Genomic DNA, 22,808 nt, shown 5'->3' with positions numbered 1-22,808 from the left:
ATGACCGGACCCGCCTCTTCCACCACCAACGCCGCCAGCGCCGCGCCGCCGCGACGCCGCCTCGCCGCGTGGCTCGCCGCCGCCGCCGCGCTCACCGTCGCCGCCGGAGCCGGCGCGGCCTGGGTCTGGAACACCGAAGCCGGCTGGCGCTGGCTGCTCGCGCGCGTGCCGGGGCTGGAAGTCGACACGATGCAGGGCCGGCCGGTGGCCGGCGGCTTCGCCGTGCGCGAGCTGCGCTGGCAGGGTGCCGACGGCGCCCGGCTGCGCGTCGAGAACCTCGCCTGGCGGGATCTGTCGTGGCACTGGCGGCCGCACGCCGGCGCCTGGGCGGGCATCGTGCTCGACACGCCGAGCGCGTCGCGCGTCGAATGGACCGCCGGCACGGCCGCACCCGAACCGGCACCGGCGCGGCGCCGCGCGCCCGAGGACCTGCGCCTGCCGCTGGCGCTGGAGATCCGCTCGCTGGCCGTCGGCGCGCTCGAGATCGGCGGCGCGCCGCCGCTGTCCGACCTGCGCGCCGACCTCGCGCTCGGCGCCGAAGGCGGCGCGCTGCACCGCCTGGGACGGCTCGAACTCGCCTGGCCCGGTGGCCGCGCACGCGCCAGCGCCAGCGTCGGCACCGACGGCGAACGCCGCGTGCAGGCCCGCGTCGACGCAGCCGCCGCGCCCGGCGCCGCCCTGCCCTGGACCGCGGCGCTGGACGCCAGCGGCAGCATCGCCCGGCTGCAGCTGGCGGCCACGCTGGCCGGCGACGGCGGCGCGCGGCTGGACGCGAAGGCCGCCGTCGCGCCGTTCGCGCCGTGGCCGCTGGAGTCGCTGCAGGCCTCGACGCGTGCGCTCGACCTCGCCCAGCTCGCCCCGGCGCTGCCGTCGACGCGCCTGGACGGGCGCATCGTCGTCGACAGCCAGGGCCGCGACGTGCCGGTCAACGCCGACCTCGAGCTGCGCAACAGCCGCCCCGGCGCCTGGGACGCCGGGCAGCTGCCGCTGGCCTCGCTGGTGGCCAGGATCGCCGGCCGGCTGGACGGCCCCCACCGCATCGAGCTGCAGGCCTTCGACGCCCGCCTGGCCGGCGAGCGGCCCGCGGGCCGGCTGCAGGGCCGCGGCCACTGGGAGGGCGACACGCTGGATCTGGCGCTGGCGCTGGAGGCACTGCGACCGGGCGAGCTGGACCGGCGGCTGCCGGCGATGACGCTGGGCGGCCCGCTGACGCTGCGCCTGAGCGGCCTGCCCGGCGCCACCACGCCGCCGGCGGCGCTGGACGCCGTCGCCAAGGCCGAGCTCTCCGGCCGCCTGGACACGCCGCGCGGCCGGCCGGTGACGCTGGCGCTGGACGCCTCCTGGCGCCAGGCGCAGGACGGCACGCTGCAGGCCGGGCTCCAGCGGCTGCTCGTCGCCGCCGGCGACGCCCGGCTCGAAGCCAGCGCCAGCGTGGCGCGCGACGCCGCGGCCGCCTGGCGCCTGCGCAGCCGCGGCGAGCTGTCGCGCCTGGACCCGTCGGCCTGGTGGCGCGGCGCCGACGGTTCGCCGTGGCGGCGCGGCCCGCACGCGCTGAACGGGCGCTGGAACGCCGACCTCGGGCTGCCGCAGTCGGCGCTGGCCCAGCCGCTGCCCACGCTGCTGGCGGCACTGGCCGGCGAGGCCCGCGCCGAGCTGCGCGACAGCGTGCTGGCCGGTGTCGCGCTGCAGGCCGGCGCCACGCTGAAGGGCGACGGCCGCGCCGCCCAGGCCGACGCCGAGCTGAACGCCGCCGGCAACCGCGCCACGCTGGCGCTGCGCAGCGGCGCGCGCGACGCTGCGCGGCTGGTCGTCGAGGCCGGCTCGCCGCAGGCGCTGGCCCCGCTGGCCGCGCTGGTGCCGGGCGCGGCCGCGTGGTGGCCCAGCGCCGGCACGCTGGCGCTGGACGCCCGCGCCGACGGCCGCTGGCCGGCGCTGCGCACCCAGGGCACGCTCGCCGCGGCCGGGCTGCGCTCGCCGGCCTACACGCTGCAGCAGGCCGACGCACGCTGGAACGGCTCGACCGGCAGCCGCGACGCACCGCTGGAACTCGCGCTGCAGGCCCGCGGCCTGGCGCGCGGCGAGCAGCGGCTGGAACGCCTGGACGCCAGCGTCGCCGGCACGCTGGGCAGCCACCGCATCGTGCTGGAGGCGCGCACGCCGCTGCGCCCGCCGGCCTGGACCGACGCCGCGCCGGCGCCGGCCGGCGGCCCGACGACGCTGCGGCTGCAGGCCGGCGGCGCCTGGGTGCCCGAGCGTGCCGGCGGCGGCCGCTGGCGCGCGACGATCGCCGAGCTGTCGGCCGGCGCCGAAGGTGCGACCCCCTGGGTGCTGGCGCGCGACCTGGACTTCGGCGCCGACTTCGCCCCCGGCGGCGCGCCGCGCGCGGCCCGCCTGGCGCCCGGCCGGCTGGCCCTGCTGGGCGCCGCGCTGCGCTGGCGCGAAGCCGGCTGGCAGGCGCCGCCGCGCGACGGTGCACCGTCGCGGCTGCAGCTGGCGGCCGAACTCGAGCCGCTGGCGCTGGCGCCGTGGCTGCAGCGCGCCCAGCCCGACGCCGGCTGGAGCGGCGACCTGAAGATCGCCGGCCGCGTCGACATCCGCCGCGCCGAGCGTTTCGACGCCGACATCGTGCTCGAGCGCCACGAAGGCGATCTGTCGGTGGTGCGCGGCAACCTGCCGATCGCCTTCGGCTTCACCGGCCTGCGTTTCGCGCTCGCCGCCCACGACGGCCGCTGGGAGACGACGCAGGCCGTCGTCGGCACGCAGATCGGCGTCATCGCCGGCTCCCAGACCGTGCGCGCCAACCCGGCGCTGGCCTGGCCCGAGCCGCAGGCGCCGGTCGACGGCGTCGTCGAGATGCGCATCCCCGACCTCGACGTCTGGAGCGCCTGGCTGCCGGCCGGCTGGCGGCTGGGCGGCACGCTGTTCACGACGGCACAGGTCGGTGGCACGGCGGCGGCGCCGCAGTTCGGCGGCCGCGTCGAGGGCTCGCGGCTGGAGGTCGGCAACCTGCTGCAGGGCGTCGATCTGGACGACGGCTCGCTGCTGCTGACGCTGCGCGGCGAGGCGCTGCGCCTGGAGCAGCTGCGGCTGCGCGGCGGCGACGGCACGCTGGCCATCGACGGCAGCGCGCGGCTGGGCGCGGCGCCGAGCGCCGAGCTCAGCGTCGTCGCCGAGCGTTTCGAGGCCTTGTCGCGCGTGGACCGGCGCATCGCCGTCAGCGGCCGCGCGACGCTGGGGCTGCGACCCGACGCGCTGGTGCTCGACGGCAAGTTCGGCGTCGACCGCGGCCGCATCGACATCTCGCGCAGCGAGGCGCCGTCGCTGGACGCCGACGTCGTCGTCGAGAACCGGCCGCCACGCCCGGGACAGCGGCCGGTGCCGCCGGCGCCGGGCACACGCGAGCCCTCGGCGCTGATGAAGAACAGCCGCGTCGCGCTGGAGCTGGCGCTCGGCGAGGACCTGCGCCTGGCCGGGCGCGGCGTCGACACCGGCCTGACCGGCACGCTGCGGGTGTCGACGCCGCAGGGGCGGCTGGCGATCAACGGGCTGGTGCGCACCGTCGGCGGCCGCTACGCCGCCTACGGCCAGAACCTGGCCATCGAGCGCGGGCTGATCCGTTTCGCCGGCGAGGTGGCGGCGCCGCGGCTGGACATCCTCGCGGTGCGGCCGGACCTGGACGTGCGTGTCGGCGTGACGATCCAGGGCAGCGCGAGCGACCCGCGCGTGCGCCTGTACAGCGAGCCCGAGATGAGCGAGCTGGACAAGCTGTCGTGGCTGGTCACCGGGCGCGCCTCCGAAGGCCTGGGACGCGCCGACACGGCGATCCTGCAGCAGGCGGCGCTGGCGCTGCTGGCCGGCGAGAACGGCGGCCCGTCGACCGGGCTGCTGCAGCGCCTGGGGCTGGACGAGCTGTCGGTCTCGCAGAGCGGCGACGGCGACACGCGCGACACCGTGGTCACGATCGGCAAGCAGCTCAGCGACCGGCTCTACGTCGGCTACGAACGCGGCGTCAACGCCACCGCCGGCTCCTGGCAGCTGATCTACCGCGTCGCGCGGCGCTTCACGGTGCGCGCGCAGACCGGCGACGAGAGCGCCGTCGACGTCATCTGGGCCTGGCGCTGGAACTGAGCGCCGCCGCGCGGCACCGCCGCCGCCACGGCCGGCGTGCGGCCGGCCGAATCCCCCGCCCCGCCAGGCCCATTCATTGACAGCCGTCAACGGCTCCGGTTGACGCGACGCGGAACCCTCGGCAGTATCGGCAATGTTGTTGCGAACTACTCGCATTTGCATTGTCCATAACCGAGAGTCCTTCGATGAAACCGTCCCACTGGGGTGCCGCCCTCGCCATCGCCGCGGCCTGCTTCACCACCTCCGCCTACGCGCTCGAGTACCCGATCGGCACGCCGCAGAACCTGGCCGGCATGGAGATCGCCGCGGTCTACCTGCAGCCGATCGACATGGAACCCGAAGGCCACATGCGCAAGGCCTCGGAGTCGGACATCCACATCGAGGCCGACATCCACGCGCTGGCCAACAACGCCAACGGCTACCCCGAAGGCTTCTGGATCCCCTACCTGCTGATCAAGTACGAGATCACGAAGATCGGCGGCTCGGGCGCGCCGATCACCGGCGACATGATGGCCATGGTCGCCAGCGACGGCCCGCACTACGGCGACAACGTCAAGCTGCAGGGCCCGGGCAAGTACAAGGTCAAGTACACGGTCTACCCGCCCAACGCCAAGGAGAACCCGGCGTCGCCGCTGTACGGCCGCCACACCGACCGCGAGACCGGCGTGCGCCCCTGGTTCAAGCCGTTCACCGTCGAGTGGGACTTCACCTACGCCGGCATCGGCAAGAAGGGCGGGTACTGAACCATGTCCACCCTGCCCCCGAGACACGGGTTCGTGTTGCGCAACGCCCGGCTCGTCGCCGCGCTGACGCTGGCCGGCCTGGCCGGCGGCGCGCAGGCCGCCGGCAGCGAGATCGAGCAGCTCAAGGCCCAGCTGCGTGAGCTGGCCGCACGCTTCGGCCAGCTCGAGCAGCGCAACCAGGAGCTCGAGAAGAAGGTCGGCGAGCTGAGTGCCACGGCTCCCAAGGCGGCGCCGATCGAGGCCCGCGTCAAGGCGCTGGAAGACGCCCAGGCGGCAACCGACCAGGCGCTGCTGACCGACCGCCTGAGCGAGAACGAGCCCGAGCTCGTGACGCGGCTGAAGGCCGTCGAGACGCAGACGCTGGCGATGCAGAAGCCGGTGCGCCAGATCGAGGCGCTGGAAGGCATCACCGTCGAAGGCGGCCTGGTCGCGGTGGCGCAGCGCGTCAACGGCGCCGGCACCGACAGCGGCCAGCGCGAGTCGCGGCTGAACTACCGCGGCGACATCGAGGTCACGCTGCCCGGCGGCGAGATCGGCCAGGCCGAGGGCACGATCTACGCCCAGCTGCGTTTCGGCCAGGGCGAAGGCGTCGCGCTGCGCCCGACCTACACCAGCACGACGAACTCGTCGACCTTCCAGGTTGCCGGCGTCAACGACCCCGACTCCTCGTTCGCGGTGCTGGCCCAGGCCTGGTACCAGCTGAACGTGCCGCTGCCCTTCGACGGCTACAAGGCCTACTCGCGCCAGCGCCTGGAGTTCACGGTCGGCAAGATGGACCCGTTCGTCTTCTTCGACCAGAACGCGGCGGCCGACGACGAGACGGCGTTCTTCCTGAACAACGCCTTCGTGCACAACCCGCTGCTCGACTCGGGCGGCGACGCCGGAGTCGACGCCTACGGCTTCACGCCGGGTTTCCGGGCCGCCTACGTCAACGAACAGGACAAGGCGGGGGTCTGGAGCGCGTCGCTGGCGGTGTTCGGCTCGGGCCCGGCGACCAGCTTCTCCGGCTCGCTGGGCAAACCCTTCGTCATCGGCCAGCTCGAGTACTCGACACGCTTCTTCGACGGCCTGCCGGGCAACTACCGGCTCTACGTCTGGCGCAACGGCCGCGCCACCGACCTGGACGGCAACGAGCAGGCGCACGGCGGCTGGGGCCTGTCGATCGACCAGCGTGTGACCGACGACCTGACGCTGTTCGGCCGCTTCGGCAACCGCAGCTCGGGCACGGCGAGCTTCGACCGCGCGCTGACGCTGGGCGGCGAACTCTCGGGCGGTGCCTGGGGCCGCGCCTCCGACGGCCTGGGCCTGGCCGCCGGCCTGCTGCGCACCAGCGACGACTACCGCCGCGTCAGCACGTCGCGCGGCAACGAACGCGTCGCCGAGATCTACTACCGCTACCACGTCAACGAGCAGATCGCGCTGACGCCGGACTTCCAGTGGATCTCGCGTCCGGGCGGCGACGACGGCGCCGGCGACGTCAAGGCCTTCGGCCTGCGCGCCACGCTCGGGTTCTGAGCGCCGTGGCCGCCCGCGTCTCGCGCCGTGCGGCCCTGGTCGCGGTGCTCGCCCTCGGGGCGGGTGCCGCGGCCGCCCAGGGCCTGGCCACCTACCCCGTCGTCATCCAGAACGGCCGCATCGAACCGGCGCGCCTGGAGGTGCCGGCGGGCGTGAAGATCAAGCTGACGATCCGGAACGAGGGCCCCGGCCCGTCGGAGTTCGAGAACCTGGACCTGCGGGTCGAGAAGGTGCTCGGCCCCGGCGCCAGCTCCTTCGTCGTCATCCACCCGCTGCGCCCCGGCAGCTACCACTTCATCGACGAGTTCCACCTGGACCAGCCGGGCATGACGCTCGTCGCGAAATGACGCTCCACACGGAGCACGAAACGTCCTCATGTTGAATGCCCTGATCGTCGTCTGGCGCGAAAGCCTCGAGGCGATGCTCGTCATCGGCGTGCTGCTGGCCTGGATCTCGCGCCAGAGCGAGCCCGCGCCGCTGCGCCGCGGGCTGTGGCTGGGTGCCGGCGGCGGCCTGCTGCTGGCCGCGGCGCTGGGCGCCGCCACCTTCCTGGTGCAGAGCGAACTCGAAGGCCAGGCGCTGGAGGTCTTCCAGGTCGTGATGGTCTTCACCGCCGCCGCGCTGATCGTGCAGATGGTGCTGTGGATGCGCCGCCACGGCCGCGGCATGAAACGCGAACTGGAACGCCAGGCCGGCCAGGCCTCGGGCGCGCTCGGCGTCGGCCTGGTCACCGCCTTCGCCGTCGCCCGCGAAGGCGCCGAGACCGTGGTCTTCCTCTACGGCCTGGGGCTGGAGTCGGGGGGTTCGGCGCTCGCCGCCAACGCCGCGGCTGCGGCGGCCGGGTTCGTGCTCGCCGCCGCCACCGCCTGGCTGATCGCCCGCGGCGCGCGTTTCCTCAGCTACCGCGTGCTGTTCGGGATCAGCGAAGTGCTGCTGCTGCTGATCGCCGCCGCGCTGCTGGCCGGCGGCCTGGACCGCATGATCGGCATGGACTGGATACCGCCGCTGGTCGACCCGGTCTGGGATAGTTCCGCCCTGCTCGACGACGGCCGCGGCATCGGCCGCGTGCTCGCCGACTTCCTCGGTTACCGCGCGCGGCCGTCGGCGACGGTGCTGATCGGCTACCTGGTGTTCTGGAGCGCGACGATCTGGGCACTGCGGCGCAGCGCCGCGCCGCGCGGCCCAGGCGCGCACGGATGACCGCCGCCGTCCCGATCCGTTTCATGCCCCGGACGCGCAAGACGCGGCTGGCGCGCATCGGCGACGCGCTGCGCCGCCACCGCCGGGCGGTGCTGGCCGTCCAGTGGTTCGTCGTCGCGTTCTATGCGGCGCTGGTCGTCGTGCCGGTGTTCCTGCCGCTGCCGCCGACGGGCGCGAGCATCGTCTCCAACCTGACGCTGGCGGCGCAGTTCGCGTTCTGGGGCCTGTGGTGGCCGGGCGTGATCCTCAGCACGGCGTTGTTCGGCCGCGTCTGGTGCGGCGTGTTCTGCCCCGAAGGCGCGGTGACCGAGTACGCCAGCCGCCACGGCCTGGGCCGCACCATCCCGCGCTGGGTGCGCTGGAGCGGCTGGCCGGTCGTGGCCTTCGTCTGCACCACGGTCTACGGCCAGCTCGTCAGCGTCTACCAGTACGCGGCGCCGGCGCTGCTGATCCTCGGCGGCTCGACCGTGCTGGCCGCCGCCGTCGGTTTCGTCTGGGGACGCGAGAAACGCGTCTGGTGCCGCTACCTGTGCCCCGTCAGCGGCGTCTTCGCGCTGCTGGCCAAGATCGCGCCCTTGCACTACCGCGTCGACGAAGCCGCCTGGAAGGCCTACCCGGGCCGCCCGCCGCGCGTGGACTGCGCACCGCTGGTCGACCTGCGCCACATGACCGGCGCCTCCGACTGCCACGCCTGCGGGCGCTGCAGCGGCCACCGCGACGCGATCGAGTTCGCGGCGCGTTCGCCGAGCCAGGAGGTGCTGGCGGCGGCGTCGTCGCGCAACGACCGCGCGCTGGCGCTGCTGCTGGTCTTCGGCACGCTGGGCGTCGCGGTCGGCGCCTTCCAGTGGAGCGTGAGCCCCTGGTTCACCAACGCGCGCCAGGCCGCGGCCACCTGGCTGATCGACCACGACGCCTTCCTGCTGCTGCAGGACAACGCGCCGTGGTGGCTGCTGACCCACTACCCCGAGGTCAACGACGCCTTCACCTGGCTCGACGGGCTGCTGGTCTGCGGCTACATCGGCGTCTACGCGCTGGTCACCGGCGTGCTCGGCTGGGCGGCGCTGCGCGGCGCGGCACGGCTGGCCGGCGGCATCGGCTGGGCGGCGCTGGCGATGGGCCTGGTGCCGATCGCCGGCGCCGGGCTGTTCCTCGGGCTGTCGATGACGACGCTGACCCAGCTGCGCGCCGAAGGCTGGGTGCCGCCGGGCGTGTCCGGCGCGCGCGCGCTGCTGCTCGCCGGCGCGGCGCTGTGGTCGCTGTGGCTGGGCTGGCGGCTGCTCGCCCGCGGCGGCGCGGCCGGGCCCCGCCGGCTGGCCGCCGCGGCGCTCTACACGCTGCCGGCGGCCCTGGCCGTGGCGAGCTGGTGGCTGATCTTCTGGGGCTGGTGACCCGCGCCCGAGCCCCGGCCGCAACGCCGCGACGCGGGCGCCGAAGCCCCCTCCCCCGCCGGAGGATTTCGCCCGCGGCACGGTGATCGGTTACGGTCCCCGGCGGGCTGCGCACGAGGCCCGATGCCGCCGCCGCCACGAGGACCATGAAGGGCGAAGACCTCACCGCCATCAACGCCACCCGGCCCCAGACGCCGGACGACGCCACCGCACCCGCGCACGACCCGCTGTGGTTCAAGGACGCGGTCATCTACGAGCTGCACGTCAAGTCCTTCGCCGACGGCAACGGCGACGGCATCGGCGACTTCGCCGGCCTGATCTCCAAGCTCGACTACGTGCGCGACCTCGGCGTCAACACGATCTGGCTGCTGCCCTTCTACCCGTCGCCGCTGCGCGACGACGGCTACGACGTCGCCGACTTCATGGCCGTCAACCCGGCCTACGGCACGCCGGCCGACGTCGCGCGTGTGGTCGCCGAGGCGCATGCACGCGGGCTGCGTGTCATCACCGAGCTGGTCGTCAACCACACCTCCGACCAGCACCCGTGGTTCCAGCGCGCGCGCCGGGCGCCGCGCGGCTCGCCGGAGCGCGACTTCTACGTCTGGAGCGACGACCCGACGAAGTACGCCGGCACGCGCATCATCTTCACCGACACCGAGAAGTCGAACTGGACCTGGGACGAGGTCGCCGGCCAGTACTTCTGGCACCGCTTCTTCAGCCACCAGCCCGACCTGAACTTCGACAACCCCGCGGTGCGCGAGGCGGTGTTCGGGATCATGGAGTTCTGGCTCGAACAGGGGGTCGACGGCTTCCGCCTCGACGCCATCCCCTACCTCGTCGAACGCGAGGGCACGAGCAACGAGAACCTGCGCGAGACGCACGAGGTCATCAAGGAGATCCGACAGCGCCTGGACGCCCGGTACCCCGGCAAGCTGCTGCTCGCCGAGGCCAACATGTGGCCCGAGGACGTGCGGGAGTACTTCGGCGACGACGACGAGTGCCACATGGCGTACCACTTCCCGCTGATGCCGCGCATGTACATGGCCATCGCGCAGGAAGACCGCCACCCCGTCGTCGAGATCCTGCAGCAGACGCCCGACATCTCGCCGCAGTGCCAGTGGGCGATCTTCCTGCGCAACCATGACGAGCTGACGCTCGAGATGGTGACCAGCCGCGAACGCGACTACATGTACTCGATGTACGCCGCCGACCCGCGTGCGCGGCTGAACCTCGGCATCCGCCGGCGCCTGGCGCCGCTGCTGGAAAACGACGCCGAGCGCATCAAGCTGATGAACAGCCTGCTGCTGTCGATGCCGGGCTCGCCGGTGCTGTATTACGGCGACGAGATCGGCATGGGCGACAACATCTTCCTCGGCGACCGCGACGGCGTGCGCACGCCGATGCAGTGGACCAGCGACCGCAACGGCGGCTTCTCGCGCGCCGACCCGCAGCGCCTGGTGCTGCCCGCCATCCAGGACCCGGTCTACGGCTTCGAGGCGGTCAACGTCGAGGCCCAGAGCCGCGACGCCTCGTCGCTGCTGAACTGGACGCGGCGCATGCTGGCCATCCGCCGCTCGACCCAGGTCTTCGGCCGCGGCCGCATCACGATGCTGCACCCGGGCAACCGCAAGGTGCTGGCCTATCTGCGCGAGCTGGGCGACGAGGTCGTGCTCTGCGTCGCCAACCTCGGCCGCGCGCCCCAGCCAGTGGAGCTGGACCTGTCGCGCTTCAAGGGCCGGGTGCCGGTCGAGATGGGCGCGCACACCGCGTTCCCGCCGGTCGGCGAGCTGCCCTACCTGCTGACGCTGGCCGGCCACGGCTTCTTCTGGTTCCGCCTGGCCACCGACGCCGCGCCACCGGACTGGCACGCCGACCGCCGCCCGGTCGAGCACCTGCCGGTGCTGGTGATGTTCGACGGCTGGAACAGCTTCTTCCGCGACCGTGTCGTGCCCTGGCGCATCGCGCTGGCCGGCAAGACGCTGGCCCAGCTCGAGGACGAGCTGCTGCCGCCGCATCTGGCGCGCCAGCGCTGGTTCGACGCCGGCGAGGCGCCGGCGCAGGCGCGCATCGCCGGCCACGCGACGCTGGCCCAGGCCGGGCGCGAATGGCTGCTGGCGCTGGTCGACACACGCGGCCCGCACGAGGACGCACGCTGGTTCTCGCCGCTGGCCGTGGCCTGGGAGGACGACGAGGCCGACGAGGCCCGCATCGGCCAGCTGGCGCCGGCGGCGCTGGCCAAGGCGCGCATGCAGGCGCGCATCGGCCTGCTCGGCGACGCCGGCGGCGACGAGGCCTTCTGCCGGGCGCTGGTCGCCGCGGTGGCCGCCGGGCGCAGCCTGCCGGCCGCCGGCGGCGGCCAGATCCGCTTCGTCGCGCTGCGCGGCTTCGACGCCGAGGCCGTCACCGCCGAACTCGACACGCTGCCGGTGCGCGCCGTGCCGCAGGGCCGCAACACGACGCTGCAGCTCGGCGACCGGCTGTTCGTCAAGCTGCTGCGGCGGCTGCGTCCCGGCGTCAACGTCGAGGTCGAGATGGGCCGCCACCTGCGCGAGGTGGCGCAGTTCGACAACGCCGTCGTGCCGGTCGGCCATGTCGAGCACGTCGCGGCCGACGGCACGGTGTCGACGCTGGCCGTGCTGCAGCCCTGGGTGGTGCACCAGGGCGACGCCTGGGACCTCGCGCTGACCCAGCTCTGCCGCCACCTGGAACGCAGCACGCCGGCCCCGGGTGACCCGGACGGCGCCGCCGAGGGCGGGCTGCTGGCGCGTGTGCGCGCGCTCGCCGAGCGTGTCGCCGCGCTGCACGCGGCGCTGGCGCTGCGCCGCGGCGACCCGGCCTTCGACCCCGAACCGCTGCAGCCCGAGGACCTGAAACGCTGGGCTGCGGCGACGACCCGGCTCGCCCAGGCCACGCTGGCGCTGCTGGCCGATGCCGCGCCGCGCCTGCCCGCCGCGCAGCAGCCGCTGGCCCGGCGCCTGTCCGCGGCCGCGCCCCGGCTGCGCGACCGGCTCGCCGCCTGCACCGCGCACGGCGCCGGCGGCCCCAAGATCCGCATCCACGGCGCGCTGCGGCTGCAGGAGGTGCTGCTGGTGCACGAGGACTTCGTCATCGCCGACTTCGAGGGCGACACCACGCTGGCCGCCGCCGAGCGCCGCGAACGGCGCTCGCCGCTGCGCGACGTTGCCGGGCTGCTGCAGTCGCTGGAACTGGTGCGCGTGGCGGCGCTGCAGCGCGGCGCGCACGGCGACGCCGAGCAGCGGCGCCGCGAGGCCCTGGCCGAGACCTGGGCGTCGACGCTGCGCCAGACCTTCGTCGAGACCTACGCCGGACGTGCGCTGGCGCTGGGCCTGGTCGCCGGCCGCGACGCCTTCGACGGCCCGGCCTCGACGCTCGCGCTGTTCGAGATCGACGCCGCGCTGCGCGAGCTGCACGACGAACTGCGGCGCCGCCCGGCCGGCGCCACCGCCCCGCTGGCCGCGCTGGCGACGCTGGCCCGGCTGCTGGGCCCGTAGACGGAGACCTCCCATGGACACGCTGGACCTCGCCATCGAACCGCTGCGCACGTTGCTCGCGCAGGCCGGCGCCTTCCTGCCGCGGCTGGGCATCGCGCTGGCCATCGCGGTGGCCGGCTGGCTGCTCGCCAAGGCCGCACGCTACGCCACCGGCCGCGCGCTGAAGGCGCTGAACTTCCACGTGCTGACCGAGCGCGCCGGCTTCGACGGCTTCCTGCAGCAGGGCGGCACCGACAAGACGACCAGCGACCTGTTCGCGCTGATCGTCTTCTGGCTGGTGCTGCTGGGCGCGCTGGTCGTGGCCTTCAACGGCCTCGGGCTGGCGCAGGTGACCGAGCTGCTGTCGCGTGTGCTGCTGTTCCTGCCGCGGCTGCTGGTGGCGCTGCTGGTGCTGGTCTTCGGGCTGTACTTCGCGCGTTTCGTCGGCCAGTCGGTGCTCGCCTGGTGCCGCACGGCGGGCATCGGCGACGCCGAGATCCTGGCGCGCATCGTCCAGTACGCGATCGTCACCTTCGTGCTGCTGATCGCCATCGACCACCTCGACATCGGCGGCGGCCTGGTGCAGCAGACCTTCCTGATCCTGCTGACCGGCGTCGTGTTCGCGCTCGCGCTGGCCTTCGGCATCGGCGGGCGCGACCGTGCGGCGGCGCTGATCGAGCACTGGTTCCCGCGCCGCGACGACCCCCGCAGGCGTTGAGGATTCACGCGAGCCCCTGTCCTACACGGGGCTGCGCACCGGGCCGACCACGCGACATCGCGCTTGCGGCGACGATGTCGACATGGACTCACACCGCCCGCCCCTCTCCGCCGCCCCGCACGCCCCGCTGCCGCCGGCTCTGGCCGGCGAGCAGCACACGCTGGGGGACCTCGGCTACTACGTCGCCGGCCGCGGCCGGCCGCTGCTGCTGGTGCACAGCGTCAACGCCGCCGGCTCGGCGGCCGACGTGCGGCCGATCTTCGACCACGCCTGCCGCGAACGCACGGTCTTCGCGCTCGACCTGCCGGGCTTCGGCAGCAGCCAACGCAGCGAGCGCGACTACACGCCGCGGCTGATGACCGACGCCGTGCTGGCGATGCTGGCGCCGATCCGCGAGCGCTGCGGCGCCCAGCCCTTGGACGTGCTGGGCGTGTCGCTGGGCTGCGAGTTCGTCGCCCGCGCCGCGCTGGAGGCGCCCGAGGCCTTCGGCCGCGTGGCGCTGGTCAGCCCCACCGGCTTCAGCGGCCGGCGCACGCTGCGCGGGCCGCAAGGCAGCACGCTGGCCATGCCCTGGCTGCACCGGCTGCTGTCGGCGAAGCTCTGGTCGGACCCGCTGTACCGGCTGCTGACACGCCCCGGCGTCGTGCGCTACTTCCTCGAGCGCACCTGGGGCAGCAAGGGCATCGACGAGACGCTGTGGGCCTACTGCGTGGCCACCGCGCGCCAGCCCGGCGCCCGCTTCGCGCCGCTGGCCTTCCTGGCCGGCAAGCTGTTCAGCGCCGACATCCAGCGGGTCTACGAGGCGCTGCCGCAGCCGGTCTGGGCCAGCCACGGCGTGCTCGGCGACTTCACCGACTACCGCGCGATGTCCATCGTCAACGGCAAGCCGAACTGGCGCTTCAGCGTCTACCCGACCGGCGCGCTGCCGTTCTTCGAGCTGCCGCGGCCGTTCCTCAACGACCTCGACGCCTTCCTCGCGGCCGGCAGCCCCGCCGCGCCGCGGCCGGTGCTCGAGGCGGTCTGATCCCCGGGCCCGCCGGCGGCGGGCCCGGGTCTCACTTGACGACGTCGCCGATGACGATGCGCACGCCGTTGGCGCCGACGGCCACCGGCTCGCTGAAGCCCTGCAGGTCGCCCGGCTGAGGCATCGCGTCACCGGTCTTGCTGACGCGCACGCCGACGATCACGCGCTTCTGCGCCGACAGCAGCATCTCCTGCGTCATCGCCTGGCTGTCGTCGAGCGTGAACTCGAACGGCAGCTCGCCGGCGGTGCGCTTGACGATCGCCAGCGGCATGCGCGAGCCGTCGGCCGGCCGCGCGAAGACGAAGACCGTGTCGCCGGACGCGACACGCTCGCGCAGCGCCGGCGCCAGCTCCACGCGGCCGCTGACGCGGCCGTTGGCCGCCGCCACCGCGGCCCCGCTGGCCGGCACGGCCGGCGCCTGCGGGGCGGCCTGGGCCAGCGGCGCGGCCGGTGCCATGCCGCCGCGGCGGCGGGCCTCGTCCACCGCGCCCTGCAGCTGCTGCGCGAACTCGCCCGACGGGCCGGCGGCCTGGATCGCCTGCTCCCACAGCTGCACCGCACGCGGGTACTGCTCGCGGTTGAAGGCGATCGTGCCGCCCAGCGCCAGCGCCTTGACGTTCTTCGGGTCGGCCTTCAGCGCCTGGGCGATCAGCTTCTCGGGTTCGCCGTCGAGCGAGCGGTTGTTGACCATGCCGATCGCGTCGGCCAGGTCGGCCAGCGCCTGGGCGTCGCCGGGCTTGAGCTCGGCGACCTTGCGGTAGGCCTTCAGCGCCTCGTCGGCACGGCCGAGCGCGGCATAGGTGCGGCCGAGCATCTGCCAGGCCTGCACGTCGCCGGGCTCCTGCTTCAGCCGCTCCTCGAGCGCGCCGACCAGGGCCTCGATCTGCTGCTGGCTGGGCGCGCCGTCGCCGGTCGCGGCCGCCTGCTCGCGCTGCGCCGGGTCGGGCGGGCCGACCTTCCAGCCGGGCCAGTCGCCGTGCACCGCGTAGCCGGCAGCACCGGCGACGAGCACGAAGGCGGCGACCGCCAGCGACAGCCGGCGCGGCACGCGGGGCTGGGGCGGCTCGGGCGGCGTGGCCGCCGCCGCGCCCTGCGCGGTGACGGCGGCGACGATGCGGCGTTCCAGGTCTTCGCGGGCGCTGCGCGCGGCATCGCCGGTCAGCACTCCCTGGCGGCCCAGTTCGTCCAGCTCCGCGAGCTGGCGCTTGAGCTCATCGAGGGAGGCGGGGTTCGTCATCATCGTCGGGGGTGTCGGGGTCGAAGGCCTCGGGCGCGGCACGCTGGCGCCGGCGCAAGGTGATGAACAGGGCCGCCAGCGCCAGCACCAGCAGCACCGGCGGGCCGACCCAGAGCAGCGCGGTCTCGGGCTTGAACGGGGGCTTGTAGAGCACGAAGTCGCCGTAGCGCTCGGTCATGTAGCTGCGGATGTCGTCCTCGCTCATGCCCTTGTGCAGCATCTCGCGCATCTGCTGGCGCAGGTCGACGGCGAGGTCGGCGTGCGACGCGGCGATGGTCTCGTTCTGGCAGACCAGGCAGCGCAGTTCCTCGGCGAGCTTGATCATGCGCGCCTCGACGACCGGGTCCTCGGCGACCGGCGGCGCCTCGGCAGCGAAGGCGGCGAGGCCGGCCGAGCAGGCCAGCGCGAGCGCGACGCGGCGCGCCCAGGTGGTGAAGCGCTCAGCCATTGAGTTTCCTCACCAGCGGTTCGATGGTGTCGCGCAGCGCCTCGGGCGTCACCGGGCCGATGTGCTTGTAGCGGATGACCCCGGCCTTGTCGACGACGAAGGTCTCGGGCACGCCGTAGACGCCGAAGTCGATGCCGATGCGGCCGTCGCGGTCGACGAAGGACGCCGTGTACGGGTCGCCCAGGCGCTGCAGCCACTGCTTGGCGGCCCCCGGCTCGTCCTTGTAGTTCAGGCCGTACAGCGGCACCGAGGCGCGCTTGGCCCAGTCGACGAGCACCGGGTGCTCCTCGCGGCAGGCGGTGCACCACGAGGCCCAGACGTTGAGCACCCAGACCTTGCCGACCATGTCCTGCTTGCCCAGGCTGCGCTCGGGCTCGTGCAGCAGCGTCGTGCGGAACTCGGGCGCCGGCTTGTCGATCAGCGGCGACGGCACCTCGCGCGGGTTCAGGCCCAGGCCGACGCCGAGGAAGCCGACGAGGACGAGGAAGGCCAGCAGCGGCCAGAGGAAACGGTTCATGCGAGGCTCTCGGCGGAAGCGGAACGCGGCGCGCCGGCCACGGCCGTCTGGCGCACGCGGTAGCGGCGGTCGGCCGCGGCGAGCAGGCCGCCGAGCATCATCAGCAGGCAGCCGCCCCAGATCCAGGAGACGAAGGGCTTGTAGTGCACGCGCACGACCCAGGCGCCGCCCTCGATCTGCTCACCCATCGACACGTACAGGTCGCGCCAGAGGTTGCCGTGCACGGCGGCCTCGGTCATCGGCATCTGCTGCACGCGGTAGATGCGCTTCTCGGGCGCCAGCGAGCCGACCGGCTCGCCGTCGCGGGTGATGTCGATGACACCCTGCGCGGCGATGTAGTTCGGGCCCTGGACCTCGCGCACCTCCTTCATCGTGAAGGTGTAGCCGCCGACGGTCGTCGTGTCGCCGGGGGCCATCTTCACGTCGCGCTCGGTCTCGTAGGTGTTGACCATCGCGACGCCGAAGGCGAAGACGCCGACGCCCAGGTGGGCGATCATCATCCCGGCCATCGCGCGCGGGATCAGGCGCAGCCGGTGCAGCAGCTGCCCGGCCTGGCCGCCGGCCGGCCACAGCCGCTGGCGCAGGTCGACCAGCGTCGCGAACAGGATCCAGTAGGCCATCGCCAGGCCGCCGGTGGTGGCCGCGGTGATGCGCCCCGCGGCCCAGCCGGTGGCCAGCGCCGCGCCCAGCGTGAAGACCAGCGGCAGCACCAGGCGGCGCAGCAGCGGGCCGGCCTCGTCACGCTTCCAGCGCGTCAGCGGGCCGATGCCCAGCACCAGCACCAGCGGCGCCATCAGCAGGCCGAAGACGGTGTCGAAGTACGGCGGGCCGACCGAGATCTTGCCCATGCCCAGCGCGTCCAGGAACAGCGGGTACAGCGTGCCCAGCAGCACCGCGCCGGTGGCCACCGTCAGCACCATGTTGTTGACCAGCAGCATCGACTCGCGCGACATCAGCCCGAAACGCTGCCCCAGGCCGACCTTGGGCGCGCGCCAGGCGAACAGCGCCAGCGACGCGCCGATGACGATCACCAGGAAGGCCAGGATGAACAGGCCGCGGCGCGGGTCGGTGGCGAAGGCGTGCACCGACGACAGCACGCCCGAGCGCACGAGGAAGGTGCCCAGCAGCGATAGCGAGAACGCGGTGATCGCCAGCCACACCGTCCAGACCTTGAAGCTGCCGCGCTTCTCGGTCACCGCCAGCGAGTGGATCAGCGCCGTGCCGACCAGCCAGGGCATGAACGAGGCGTTCTCGACCGGGTCCCAGAACCACCAGCCGCCCCAGCCCAGCTCGTTGTAGGCCCACCAGGAGCCCAGCGCGATGCCGAAGGTCAGGAAGATCCAGGCCCAGGTCGTCCAGGGCCGCGTCCAGCGCGCCCAGCCGGCGTCGAGGTTGCCGCCGAGCAGCGCCGCGATCGCGAAAGCGAAGGCCACCGAGAACCCGACGTAGCCCATGTAGAGCATCGGCGGGTGGAAGATCATGCCCGGGTCCTGCAGCAGCGGGTTCAGGTCGCGGCCGTCGATGGCCGCCGGGATCAGGCGGTCGAAGGGGTTGCTGGTCAGCAGCATGAACAGCAGGAAGCCCGCGGCCACCAGCCCCATCACGCCCAGGATGCGGGCCACGAAGGCCAGCGGCAGCGAGCGGCTGAACATCGCCACCGCCACCGTCCAGCCGACGAGCATCAGCACCCACAGCAGCAGCGAGCCCTCGTGGCCGCCCCAGACCGCGGCGATCTGGTAGATCACCGGCAGCGCCGAGTTGGAGTTCTGCGCGACGTAGACGACCGAGAAGTCGTGGCGCAGGAATGACACCGTCAGCAGCACGTAGGCGGCAAACACCAGCAGCGCCAGCCAGGCCGACAGCGGCCGCGCCAGCGCCATCCATTCGCCGCGGTCCTTGTGGGCGCCGACGATCGGCAGCACGCCCAGTGCCAGCGAGACGGCGAGCGCGAAGAACAGCAGCAGGTGGCCGAGCTCTGGGATCACTTGGAGTCTCCGGTGGCCAGCGTGTCGGCGCTGTGCTTCATCTTCTCGGCACGCTGCACGGCGTCGGCGGCCTCGGGCGGCATGTAGTTCTCGTCGTGCTTGGCCAGCACCTCGCGCGCGGTGAACACGCCGTCGGCACCGAGCTGGCCCTGGGCGACGACGCCCTTGCCTTCCTTGAACAGGTCGGGCAGCACGCCCTCGAAGCGCACCGGCACGTCCTTGGCGGTGTCGGTGACGACGAAGCGCACCGTGACGCCGTCACGCACCACGCTGCCCTCGCGCACCATGCCGCCGATGCGGAAGGTGCGGCCCTCGGGCGCCTCCTTCGTCGCGACCTGGGTCGGCGTGTAGAAGAACACGAGGTTGCTGTTGAAGGCGTTGAGCACCAGCCCGGCGGCGACGCCGACGGCGGCCAGCACCCCGACCGCGATCGCGGCGCGTTTGTGGCGCGGCTTCATTGTTCGCCCCCGTCACGCGCGGCGGCGAAGGCCTTGCGCCGGCGGCGCTCGGCGAAGTGCGACTCGGCCAGCATCACCGCCAGCGTCACGCCGTAAGAGCCCCAGACGTAGAGGCCGTAGCCGCCCATCTGCAGGAAGTCTTCCCAGGAGTTCCAGTACATCAGTCAACCCTCACCGTGCGCCGGTCAGCGAGCGGACCCAGTCGGTGTCCGACTCCTGCTCCAGCACGATCGCGCGGGCGCGCGTGAACACGACGGCGAAACTGTAGGCCCAGCAGGCCACCGTCATCAGCAGCATCGCCACCAGCATGGTCGTGGCCATCTTGGGTGCGGCGGTCATGCTGATGGTGGCGCCCTGGTGCAGCGTGTTCCACCACTTCACCGAGAAATAGATGATCGGCACGTTGACCGCGCCGACGATGGCCAGCAGCGCGCCGGCGTTGGCCGCGCGGCGGGCGTCGTCGATGGCCTCGGTCAGCGCGATGTAGCCGAAGTACAGCAGCAGCAGGATGAACTCGGACGTCAGGCGCGCGTCCCAGACCCACCAGGTGCCCCAGGTCGGCTTGCCCCACAGCGCGCCGGTCCACAGCGCGAGGAAGGTGAACATCGCGCCGGTGGGCGCCAGCGCCCGGGCGTACATCGACGCCATGCGCGCGTTCATCGCCCAGCCGACGGCGGCGAAGAAGGCCATGACGAGGTAGATCAGCATCGACATCCAGGCCGCCGGCACGTGGATGAAGATGATCCGGTAGGCGTCGCCCTGCTGGAAGTCGGTGGGCGCGATGCCGAAGCCGACGTACAGGCCGGCGATGGTGAACAGCACCGTCACCGCCCAGCACCAGGGCACGAGGCGCCCGGCCATCGAATAGAAGCGCGAAGGCGCGGAAAAGGTCGACCAGCGCAGGCGTTGGGTCATGGTCCGGAGGGTCAGTCGAGCGAGATGCGCAGCGCCGCGGCGGTGGCCGGCGGCGCGCCGAGCGCGGTGAGGATCAGCACCGCGCCGAGCAGGGAGAAATGGGCGGCCGGCGACAGGCCGCTTTCGACCGCGCCGACGGCGCCGGTGCCGAAGATCAGCGTCGGCACCGTCAGCGGCAGCACGAGCAGGAAGACGAGCGCGGCACCACTGCGCAGGCCCAGCGTCAGCGCGGCACCCACCGCGCCCAGCAGGCTCAGCACCGGCGTGCCGACGAGCAGCGTCGCGGTCAGCGCGGCGATGGCCGCGCCGTTCATGTCGAAGAGCAGGCCGATCAGCGGCGCGGCGACGACCAGCGGCAGGCCGGTCGTCAGCCAGTGCGCCAGCACCTTGCCGGTGACCAGCATCACCAGCGGCTGCGGCGCCAGCAGCATCTGCTCGAGCGAGCCGTCCTGGTGGTCGGACGCGAACATCTGCGTCACCGACAGCATCGCCGCCAGCAGCGCGCAGACCCAGACGACGCCGGGGCCGATCTGGCGCAGGGTCTGCGGCTCGGGGCCGACGCCGATCGGGAACAGCGACGCGGCGACGATGAAGAAGCCCAGCGGCAGCAGCGCCTCGATGCGCCGACGCCCGGCAAGCAGCAGGTCGCGCTGCGTGGTGGCCAGCAACACGGAACTCATGCTCGGGAGCGACGGAGGTGACGGAACATGAGGCTCATGCGCTGAGGACGGGCGATTGTAAGGAGGCGTTGGGACACCGGAACCACGCGGCCTCACCCGGGAAAAGGCGTTTGCGCGGCACGCGCCGGGATGTGGCCTGCGGGGCGTGCCCGCCACGCCAGGCCGCCACGGGGCGCAGGGGGCGGGAGCAGGCGTTCACGGAGGGAGTTTTCAGGTGGTGTCTCGGCCCCGGAGCGCTGGCGCGGCTGGCGCGAACACCCGATCTGGACTGAGTCCAGACCTTAACCGTGCCGCAGCCGCCGCGCCGCGATCTTCGCGGCTTTCTTGATGTTTGTCAGACGGTCACGCGGCCGCGGCGAGCGCTCTGCACGCGGCGCGTTTCCAGGTCGTATTCCACCGCGCCGGCGAGCTCGACGACCTGGTGGCTGGTCAACAGCACCGCACCGCCGCGTGCGGCGTGCGCCAGCAGCAGCGCCGACAACCGCGCCGTGCTCTGCGCGTCCAGCGCGTCATACGGTTCGTCGAGGATCCAGGTGCGCGCACGTTCGTCCAGCGCCAGCCGCGCCAGCGCGCCGCGGCGGCGCTGGCCTTGCGACAGCGTGCGCACCGCGGCCGCCCGGCGGTCGGCCAGACCCGCCTGCTCCAGCGCCGCGGCGGCACGTTCGCCGGCGTCGGCCACGCCGCCCAGGCGGCCCAGGAAGGCCAGCGACTCGCCCAGCGTCAGGTCGTCCTTCAGCGCGTTGGCGTGGCCGATGTAGAGCACCGCCTCGCGGGCGGCGGCGCCGGCTTCGCGCACCGAGCGGCCGTTCCACAGCAGTTCGCCCGCTTCGGGCGTCGACAGCCCGGCGAGGATGCGCATCAGGCTGGTCTTGCCGCTGCCGTTGGTGCCGCGCAGCCAGGTGATGCTGCCGGGCTTCAGCTGGATGTCGACGCCTTCGAACAGCAGCCGGCGCCCGCGCCGGCAGGCGAGCGCGCGCCCTTCGAGGCCGGTGCCCGGCGAGGTGGTGATGGGGGTGTCGGCCACGGCGGTGATCAGCGGTTGCCGGCGAGCGCCGGCGGCGCGCGATTCTGTCACGCGCCGCGTCGCGTTTTCAGCGAATCCGCCGGCGCAGCCGGGCGATCTCGTCTTCGAGGTCGGCCACCAGCGCCGCCAGCTCGGGCACGGCGTCGAACTCGCGCTCCAGCAGCGCCATGCGGCGCACGCGGCGCAGCGCGACGGCGTCGAAACGCCAGTCGCCACGGCCGCCGCCGGCCGGCCGCACGAAGCCGGCCTCGATGCGTTCGACCACCCAGCCCGGCGCCACCGGCGCGGCGCGGCAGAGTTCGTCCAGGGTCAGCAGCGCCTCGTCGAGCAGGCGCAGCGTGTCGTCGCTCATCGCTCGTCTCCACCACGGCGTTCGGCTTCGGCGGCAGCCACCTTGCGCGCGTCGAAGTCGGGCAGCGCCTGCGCCATGCGTTCGTACAGCGCACGCGCGCGCGGGTCCAGGCCGCTGGGCAGCACGACACGCACGACGAGGTCCAGGTCGCCCGGCGGCGAGCCCGGCAGGCCGCGGCCTCGCAGCGTGAGGCGCTGGCCCGCTTGCGCGCCGGCCGGCACCCGCACCTGCAGCGTGCTGCCGTCGGGCAGCGCCACCGGCACCACGCCGCCCAGCGCCGCCTCCCAGGGCGCGACCGGCAGCTCGCCGACGAGGTCGGCACCGTCCACTCGCCAGCGCGGGTGCTCGTGCAGCACCACTTCGAGGAACAGGTCGCCCGGCGGCTGGCCCGGCCCGCCCTGCCCGGCCAGGCGCACCAGCCGGCCCGGGCGCACGCCGGGCGGCAGCGTCACCTCGAGCGTGCGTTCGCCGAGCACGACGTGGCCGTCGGGCCCCAGCTGCGGCCGGCGCAGCGAGACGCGGTGCACGCCGCCGCGCAGCGCGGCTTCGAGGTCGAGCACGATCTTGGCGTGGTGGTCCTCGCCGCGCATCGCGCCGCTGCGGCCATGCCGGGCGGCGCCACGCGGCATGCCGGCGCGGCCGAAGAGCTGCTCGAAGAAGTCGCTGAAGTCGCCGCCGAACTCGGCGCCGGCGCCCGGCGCGCGGCCGTGGAACTCGAAGCCGGCGTCCCAGTCAGGCGGCGGCGTGAAGCGTTCGCCGGCCTGACGGCCGCGGCCGAGCTGGTCGTAGGCAGCGCGGCGCTCGGGGTCGGACAGCACGGCGTAGGCCTCGTTGACCTCGCTCATGCGCGCCGCCGCGTCGGGCGCCTTGCTGACGTCCGGGTGGTACTGCCGCGCGAGCTTGCGATAGGCCTTCTTGACCGCGTCCTGCGTCGCGTCGCGGGCCACGCCCAGCACCTGGTAATAGTCCTTGAACTCCACCGTGT

At 73.7% G+C, this 22,808-nt stretch carries 20 protein-coding genes; 9 read left to right on the top strand and 11 right to left on the bottom strand.

Annotated elements, in window-relative coordinates:
- The 9 genes from G5B56_RS15425 (at position 1) to G5B56_RS15385 (ending at position 14,207) form a co-directional block, all read left to right on the top strand.
- The gene (locus G5B56_RS15425) at positions 1 to 4,128 is read left to right on the top strand and encodes a translocation/assembly module TamB domain-containing protein (protein WP_164963809.1); all 4,128 of its coding nucleotides are present in this window, start codon (positions 1 to 3) and stop codon (positions 4,126 to 4,128) included.
- Between the two features lie 185 nt (positions 4,129 to 4,313).
- Positions 4,314 to 4,871, top strand: a complete 558-nt coding sequence (locus G5B56_RS15420) for an iron transporter (protein ID WP_009855243.1) — start codon at positions 4,314 to 4,316, stop codon at positions 4,869 to 4,871.
- 3 nt (positions 4,872 to 4,874) lie between these two features.
- Complete coding sequence (locus G5B56_RS15415; protein ID WP_164963808.1) at positions 4,875 to 6,386, top strand: carbohydrate porin; 1,512 nt, start codon at positions 4,875 to 4,877, stop codon at positions 6,384 to 6,386.
- 5 nt (positions 6,387 to 6,391) lie between these two features.
- Positions 6,392 to 6,733: a cupredoxin domain-containing protein gene (locus G5B56_RS15410; protein WP_164963807.1), complete on the top strand. Its 342-nt coding sequence runs from the start codon at positions 6,392 to 6,394 to the stop codon at positions 6,731 to 6,733.
- 28 nt (positions 6,734 to 6,761) lie between these two features.
- Positions 6,762 to 7,586, top strand: coding sequence for an FTR1 family protein (locus tag G5B56_RS15405; RefSeq protein WP_164963806.1), 825 nt, complete (start codon positions 6,762 to 6,764; stop codon positions 7,584 to 7,586).
- A 23-nt stretch (positions 7,587 to 7,609) separates the two neighbouring features.
- Entirely contained in the window at positions 7,610 to 8,974 is a 1,365-nt protein-coding gene (locus G5B56_RS15400; RefSeq protein WP_164963881.1) for a 4Fe-4S binding protein, read from the top strand.
- Between the two features lie 146 nt (positions 8,975 to 9,120).
- Positions 9,121 to 12,486: a maltose alpha-D-glucosyltransferase gene (treS, locus tag G5B56_RS15395; protein ID WP_164963805.1), complete on the top strand. Its 3,366-nt coding sequence runs from the start codon at positions 9,121 to 9,123 to the stop codon at positions 12,484 to 12,486.
- A gap of 13 nt (positions 12,487 to 12,499) precedes the next feature.
- Positions 12,500 to 13,183, top strand: a complete 684-nt coding sequence (locus G5B56_RS15390) for a mechanosensitive ion channel family protein (protein WP_009856817.1) — start codon at positions 12,500 to 12,502, stop codon at positions 13,181 to 13,183.
- Between the two features lie 82 nt (positions 13,184 to 13,265).
- Positions 13,266 to 14,207, top strand: a complete 942-nt coding sequence (locus tag G5B56_RS15385) for an alpha/beta fold hydrolase (RefSeq protein WP_164963804.1) — start codon at positions 13,266 to 13,268, stop codon at positions 14,205 to 14,207.
- Between the two features lie 31 nt (positions 14,208 to 14,238).
- Here the strand turns inward: G5B56_RS15385 and ccmI are convergent, their stop codons facing one another.
- From ccmI to G5B56_RS15330, 11 genes are all read right to left on the bottom strand, one after another.
- Positions 14,239 to 15,447, bottom strand: a complete 1,209-nt coding sequence (gene ccmI, locus G5B56_RS15380) for a c-type cytochrome biogenesis protein CcmI (RefSeq protein WP_164963803.1) — start codon at positions 15,445 to 15,447, stop codon at positions 14,239 to 14,241.
- Positions 15,419 to 15,892 carry a cytochrome c-type biogenesis protein gene (locus tag G5B56_RS15375; RefSeq protein WP_164963802.1) on the bottom strand — a complete coding sequence of 158 codons (474 nt, stop codon included), beginning with the start codon at positions 15,890 to 15,892 and terminating at the stop codon, positions 15,419 to 15,421. Before G5B56_RS15375 ends, ccmI begins: the two co-directional genes overlap by 29 nt.
- Entirely contained in the window at positions 15,885 to 16,409 is a 525-nt protein-coding gene (locus G5B56_RS15370) for a DsbE family thiol:disulfide interchange protein (protein ID WP_009855717.1), read from the bottom strand. Before G5B56_RS15370 ends, G5B56_RS15375 begins: the two co-directional genes overlap by 8 nt.
- Positions 16,406 to 18,394 (bottom strand): heme lyase CcmF/NrfE family subunit, encoded by a 1,989-nt coding sequence (locus G5B56_RS15365; RefSeq protein ID WP_164963801.1) that lies wholly within the window; start codon positions 18,392 to 18,394, stop codon positions 16,406 to 16,408. Before G5B56_RS15365 ends, G5B56_RS15370 begins: the two co-directional genes overlap by 4 nt.
- Entirely contained in the window at positions 18,391 to 18,852 is a 462-nt protein-coding gene (gene ccmE / locus G5B56_RS15360) for a cytochrome c maturation protein CcmE (protein WP_009855719.1), read from the bottom strand. The genes G5B56_RS15365 and ccmE overlap by 4 nt, the downstream gene beginning before the upstream one ends.
- The gene (gene ccmD / locus G5B56_RS15355) at positions 18,849 to 19,013 is read right to left on the bottom strand and encodes a heme exporter protein CcmD (RefSeq protein WP_009855720.1); all 165 of its coding nucleotides are present in this window, start codon (positions 19,011 to 19,013) and stop codon (positions 18,849 to 18,851) included. The genes ccmE and ccmD overlap by 4 nt, the downstream gene beginning before the upstream one ends.
- Positions 19,014 to 19,023: 10 nt before the next feature.
- Positions 19,024 to 19,767, bottom strand: coding sequence for a heme ABC transporter permease CcmC (ccmC, locus tag G5B56_RS15350; protein ID WP_009855721.1), 744 nt, complete (start codon positions 19,765 to 19,767; stop codon positions 19,024 to 19,026).
- An 11-nt stretch (positions 19,768 to 19,778) separates the two neighbouring features.
- The gene (gene ccmB, locus G5B56_RS15345) at positions 19,779 to 20,447 is read right to left on the bottom strand and encodes a heme exporter protein CcmB (RefSeq protein ID WP_029718987.1); all 669 of its coding nucleotides are present in this window, start codon (positions 20,445 to 20,447) and stop codon (positions 19,779 to 19,781) included.
- Positions 20,448 to 20,781: 334 nt separating this feature from the next.
- Positions 20,782 to 21,471, bottom strand: coding sequence for a cytochrome c biogenesis heme-transporting ATPase CcmA (gene ccmA, locus G5B56_RS15340; RefSeq protein ID WP_164963800.1), 690 nt, complete (start codon positions 21,469 to 21,471; stop codon positions 20,782 to 20,784).
- Between the two features lie 67 nt (positions 21,472 to 21,538).
- On the bottom strand, positions 21,539 to 21,823 hold the full coding sequence (locus tag G5B56_RS15335; RefSeq protein ID WP_164963799.1) for a chaperone modulator CbpM: 285 nt from the start codon (positions 21,821 to 21,823) through the stop codon (positions 21,539 to 21,541).
- Positions 21,820 to 22,803, bottom strand: a complete 984-nt coding sequence (locus tag G5B56_RS15330; RefSeq protein WP_164963798.1) for a DnaJ C-terminal domain-containing protein — start codon at positions 22,801 to 22,803, stop codon at positions 21,820 to 21,822. Before G5B56_RS15330 ends, G5B56_RS15335 begins: the two co-directional genes overlap by 4 nt.
- Positions 22,804 to 22,808 lie beyond the last annotated feature (5 nt).

The sequence above is a fragment of the Rubrivivax sp. JA1026 genome (assembly GCF_011065555.1).
Lineage (GTDB): Bacteria > Pseudomonadota > Gammaproteobacteria > Burkholderiales > Burkholderiaceae_C > Rubrivivax > Rubrivivax benzoatilyticus.
This window is presented reverse-complemented; position numbering and strand designations above follow the sequence as displayed.

Bases quoted from the DNA above. Each gene is read 5' to 3' on its own strand.
- G5B56_RS15425 (WP_164963809.1), top strand. From the start codon at position 1: ATGACCGGACCCGCCTCTTCCACCACCAACGCCGCCAGCGCCGCGCCG.
- G5B56_RS15420 (WP_009855243.1), top strand. From the start codon at position 4,314: ATGAAACCGTCCCACTGGGGTGCCGCCCTCGCCATCGCCGCGGCCTGC.
- G5B56_RS15415 (WP_164963808.1), top strand. From the start codon at position 4,875: ATGTCCACCCTGCCCCCGAGACACGGGTTCGTGTTGCGCAACGCCCGG.
- G5B56_RS15405 (WP_164963806.1), top strand. From the start codon at position 6,762: ATGTTGAATGCCCTGATCGTCGTCTGGCGCGAAAGCCTCGAGGCGATG.
- G5B56_RS15400 (WP_164963881.1), top strand. From the start codon at position 7,610: ATGCCCCGGACGCGCAAGACGCGGCTGGCGCGCATCGGCGACGCGCTG.
- treS (WP_164963805.1), top strand. From the start codon at position 9,121: ATGAAGGGCGAAGACCTCACCGCCATCAACGCCACCCGGCCCCAGACG.
- G5B56_RS15390 (WP_009856817.1), top strand. From the start codon at position 12,500: ATGGACACGCTGGACCTCGCCATCGAACCGCTGCGCACGTTGCTCGCG.
- G5B56_RS15385 (WP_164963804.1), top strand. From the start codon at position 13,266: ATGGACTCACACCGCCCGCCCCTCTCCGCCGCCCCGCACGCCCCGCTG.
- ccmI (WP_164963803.1), bottom strand. From the start codon at position 15,447: ATGATGACGAACCCCGCCTCCCTCGATGAGCTCAAGCGCCAGCTCGCG.
- G5B56_RS15375 (WP_164963802.1), bottom strand. From the start codon at position 15,892: ATGGCTGAGCGCTTCACCACCTGGGCGCGCCGCGTCGCGCTCGCGCTG.
- G5B56_RS15370 (WP_009855717.1), bottom strand. From the start codon at position 16,409: ATGAACCGTTTCCTCTGGCCGCTGCTGGCCTTCCTCGTCCTCGTCGGC.
- ccmE (WP_009855719.1), bottom strand. From the start codon at position 18,852: ATGAAGCCGCGCCACAAACGCGCCGCGATCGCGGTCGGGGTGCTGGCC.
- ccmD (WP_009855720.1), bottom strand. From the start codon at position 19,013: ATGTACTGGAACTCCTGGGAAGACTTCCTGCAGATGGGCGGCTACGGC.
- ccmC (WP_009855721.1), bottom strand. From the start codon at position 19,767: ATGACCCAACGCCTGCGCTGGTCGACCTTTTCCGCGCCTTCGCGCTTC.
- ccmB (WP_029718987.1), bottom strand. From the start codon at position 20,447: ATGAGTTCCGTGTTGCTGGCCACCACGCAGCGCGACCTGCTGCTTGCC.
- G5B56_RS15335 (WP_164963799.1), bottom strand. From the start codon at position 21,823: ATGAGCGACGACACGCTGCGCCTGCTCGACGAGGCGCTGCTGACCCTG.